The sequence below is a fragment of the Polaromonas sp. genome, from assembly GCF_030682935.1.
Classification (GTDB): domain Bacteria; phylum Pseudomonadota; class Gammaproteobacteria; order Burkholderiales; family Burkholderiaceae_C; genus Polaromonas.
This window is the reverse complement of sequence record NZ_JAUXNA010000346.1, coordinates 1-3893: the sequence shown is the minus strand read 5'-3', so window position 1 is coordinate 3893 and position 3893 is coordinate 1. Positions and strand designations below refer to the sequence as shown.

Here is a 3893-nt window from a genome sequence, read left to right as displayed (position 1 = left end):
TTCCTGTTCGACAAGATCAACTTCCTGATGGACGCCACGGTCGGTTTCATCAACATCAACCAGAACAAGATCATCAAGATCTTCTCAGTGGCCAGCGTCGCGTTGCTGCCGCCGACGCTGATTGCCAGCGTGTACGGCATGAACTTCAAGCTCATGCCCGAGCTCGACTGGGCGCTGGGCTACCCTTATGCCCTGGGCTTGATGGTGGCGAGCGCGGTACTGCCCATGTGGTACTTCAGAAAACGCGGCTGGCTGAAATAAGGACGCAGGGCGCCCTCCAAGGCCGCGCCATCGAAAAAGCCGCCACTTAGCATCAAAACAGGGCTACAACCCAATAAACACGGGCGAATACAGCTATTATATTTATAGCAAAACAAGGAAGCGCTGAATAATTGCCTGCGCATAACGGCTGGCGACCTGCTCCACGAAGCTTGAAAAATCGACGTGGGCGCTGTCATCTGCCCGGTCTGAAATGGTGCGAACCGCCGCAAAGGGCACCCCGTAGTCCAGACAGACTTGCGCCACTGCCGCGCACTCCATCTCCACCGCCAGCACCTCATGGCCGGCGACCGCCAGCGCAGCCTGCAGTGCGCGGGATTCACTGGCCCCGGAAACGAAACGGTCACCGCTGGCAATCAGGCCCTGGTGAGCGCAGGCCCCGGGAAACTGCTGCGTCACCAGACTGTCCTGCCCTTGTTCATGTTCATGTGCCAACGCGCCGAAGGCCGCCTTGAACAGCAGGGCCGTCAGGGCCGCGTCACCGGCGAATCTGGTTTTTCCGTACAGCGGCACTTCGTAACGCGGAAACAGGGGCGACACATCCAGATCGTGTTGCAGGAAATCGGTGGCCACCACCACATCGCCGACCTTCACCCCCGCACCGAGCCCGCCCGCCACGCCTGTGAACACGATGCGCCGCACGCCGAAGCGCTCAATCAGCGCCGTGGTGGTGGTGGCTGCTGCGACCTTGCCAATTCTGGACAAGGCCAGCACGACCGGCCGGCCCTGCAAATAGCCTTGCCAGAACTCGCGGCCGGCATGGCTGACCTTGCGCGGCTGTTGCAGCAGCGCCAGCAGGCTGTGCTGCTCCTGGGCAAGGGCGCTAAGAATGGCGGTAGGCAGTAAGGCGGATGACATCCGCCGATTTTGACCACAAAGCGCTGGCAGAGCCCGGCCAGGACCAAAAAAAAAGGGGCGACTCGCGCCGCCCCGGAGAAACCTTTGCAGGCGCTCAAACTGGTTCGCCGGGCTTACTTCTTGTCACGCAACTCGCGGCGCAGGATTTTCCCCACTGGCGTCTTGGGCAGATCGGTACGGAACTCCACCACCTTGGGCTGCTTGTAACCGGTGAGATTGGCCTTGCAATACTCGCGCACCTGCGCTTCCGTCAGGTCCGGATTTTTCTTGACGATCACCAACTTCACGGCTTCGCCGGACTTCTCATCGGCCACGCCCACGCAGGCGCATTCCATGACACCGTCCAGCCGGGCCACCACCTCTTCGACCTCGTTGGGATAGACATTGAAACCGCTGACCAGGATCATGTCTTTTTTGCGGTCAACGATTTTGAAGAAGCCGTTTTCGTCCTGCACGCCGATGTCGCCCGATTTGAAATACCCATCGGGCGTCATGGCCTTGGCGGTTTCGTCGGGACGCTGCCAGTAGCCCGCCATGACCTGCGGCCCCTTGATGGCGATTTCACCGGGCTGGCCAGGCGGCACTTCCTGACCGTCATCATCCAGCAGCTTGAACCAGGTGCCGGGAATGGGCACGCCAATGGTCCCGGTAAAGACTTTGCTGTTGGTCGGGTTGCAGCTGGCCGAGGGCGAGGTTTCAGAAAGACCATAACCCTCGCAAATGGGGCAGCCGGTTTTCTCCAGCCACAACTTGGCCACGGCACTTTGCACGGCCATGCCGCCGCCCAGCGAGATTTTCAGGTGCGACCAGTCCACGGTGTTGAAATCCCGGTGATTGGCCAAGCCATTGAACAGCGTGTTGACCGCCGGGAAGCTGTTCACCTTGTGCTTGGCGAGTTCCTTGAGCACGGCGGGCAGATCACGCGGATTGGGAATCAGTATGTTTTTTGCACCCGTGCGCATGCCCAGCATCATGTTCACGGTAAAGGCAAAGATGTGATAGAGCGGCAGCGCACAGACATAAACGGTCTGTTCGCCAGCGGCCATGCTGGCCATGGCCGGGCCGTTCCAGGCCTCGGACTGCAGCACGTTGGCAATCACATTGCGGTGCAGCAGCACCGCGCCTTTGGAAACACCGGTGGTGCCGCCGGTGTACTGCAGCACGGCCACGTCATCGGGCAGGAGGTCGGGACGCTTGAGCGTGGCGCGCAGGCCTTGCGCCACGGCGTCGTTAAAGCGCACCGCGCCGGGCAAATTGAAGGCGGGCACCATCTTTTTGACGTTGCGCACCACATAGTTCACCAGCGCGCCCTTGAGCAGCCCCAACTGGTCACCCATGGCGCACAGGACTATGTGCTTGACCGGCGTGTTGGCAATGCACTGCTCCAGCGTATGCGCAAAGTTTTCAACGATGACGATCGCCTTGGCGCCGGAGTCCTTGAGCTGGTGCTCCAGCTCGCGCGGGGTATAGAGCGGGTTGACGTTGACCACCACGTAACCGGCGCGCAGGATGGCGGCCACGGCCACCGGGTACTGCGGCACATTGGGCATCATGATGGCGACGCGGTCGCCCTTGACCAGGCCCAAGCCCTGCAGATAGGCCCCAAAGGCGACGGACAGGCTGTCCGTCTGGCCGAAGGTGATGTCCTTGCCCATGAAGCTGTAGGCCACACGCTCGCGGTATTTGCTGAAGCTCTCCTCGAGCAGGGCGACCAGCGAAGGGTACTGCGAAGCGTCAATGTCCGCGGGTACGCCCGCCGGGTAGGCCTTGAGCCACGGACGGTCAATGGTCGCTGCATTCATGCTTGTCTTCTCCATCTGGATTTGCTTTCTGCAAAGAATTCTTGTAGCCCGCCCTCTTTGGGGCTGGTGCATTGGCGGGTGCCATTTTTTCGAGGTCCCAGGGAAAACCGTGGCAATGCGCCGGGTGTTCCGGCGCATTGCGCTCTGGATCGCCTGACGCAGCTGCGGCTGCAGCCAGGGCTTATTCGATGGCCTTGCCCATGTCTTCAATCACCTTCTTGGCGTCGCCAAACACCATCATGGTCTTGTCCATGTAGAAGAGTTCGTTGTCCAGACCGGCATAGCCGGCTGCCATGGAGCGCTTGTTGACAATGACGGTCTTGGCCTTGTAGGCTTCCAGAATCGGCATGCCGTAAATGGCACTGCCCTTGACATGCGCGGCGGGGTTCACCACGTCGTTGGCGCCCAGAATGATGGCGACGTCGGCCTGGCCGAATTCGGCATTGATGTCTTCCATTTCATACACCTGGTCATAGGGCACTTCGGCCTCGGCCAGCAGCACGTTCATGTGGCCGGGCATGCGGCCGGCCACCGGGTGAATCGCGTACTTGACCTTGATGCCCTTGTCGGTGAGTTTTTGCACCAGCTCCTTGACCGAGTGCTGCGCACGCGCCACGGCCAGGCCGTAGCCCGGCACGATGATGACGGTTTCGGCATTGCCCAGGATGAAGGCCGCATCGTCGGCCGAGCCCGACTTGACCGGGCGCTGCTCTTTCGAGCCAACCGCTGCCGTCCCTGCTTCGCCGCCAAAGCCGCCCAGGATCACGTTGAAGAAGGAGCGGTTCATCGCCTTGCACATGATGTAGGACAGGATGGCACCGGACGAACCGACGAGCGAGCCGGCAATGATCAGCATCGAGTTGTTCAATGAGAATCCGATGCCCGCCGCCGCCCAGCCCGAGTAGGAGTTGAGCATCGAGACCACCACCGGCATGTCCGCCCCGCCGATGGGGA

Annotated in this window: 4 protein-coding genes; 1 reads left to right on the top strand and 3 read right to left on the bottom strand. The window is 60.9% G+C overall.

The features are described from left to right. A partial coding sequence (locus Q8K05_RS15910) for a CorA family divalent cation transporter (protein WP_305247591.1) occupies positions 1 to 261 on the top strand: 261 nt, incomplete at its 5' end. A gap of 102 nt (positions 262 to 363) precedes the next feature. On the opposite strand, the gene Q8K05_RS15905 is transcribed toward Q8K05_RS15910, so the two are convergent. From Q8K05_RS15905 to Q8K05_RS15895, 3 genes are all read right to left on the bottom strand, one after another. Next, complete coding sequence (locus Q8K05_RS15905) at positions 364 to 1137, bottom strand: 5'-methylthioadenosine/adenosylhomocysteine nucleosidase (protein WP_305247590.1); 774 nt, start codon at positions 1135 to 1137, stop codon at positions 364 to 366. A gap of 113 nt (positions 1138 to 1250) precedes the next feature. Then, positions 1251 to 2939 (bottom strand): long-chain-fatty-acid--CoA ligase, encoded by a 1689-nt coding sequence (locus Q8K05_RS15900; RefSeq protein WP_305247589.1) that lies wholly within the window; start codon positions 2937 to 2939, stop codon positions 1251 to 1253. A 181-nt stretch (positions 2940 to 3120) separates the two neighbouring features. Then, positions 3121 to 3893: NAD(P)(+) transhydrogenase (Re/Si-specific) subunit beta (locus tag Q8K05_RS15895; RefSeq protein ID WP_305247588.1), on the bottom strand; the 773-nt coding region annotated here is incomplete at its 5' end.

Excerpts from the sequence above, each read along its gene's own strand:
- Q8K05_RS15905 (WP_305247590.1), bottom strand. The coding sequence starts at position 1,137 with ATGTCATCCGCCTTACTGCCTACCGCCATTCTTAGCGCCCTTGCCCAG.
- Q8K05_RS15900 (WP_305247589.1), bottom strand. The coding sequence starts at position 2,939 with ATGAATGCAGCGACCATTGACCGTCCGTGGCTCAAGGCCTACCCGGCG.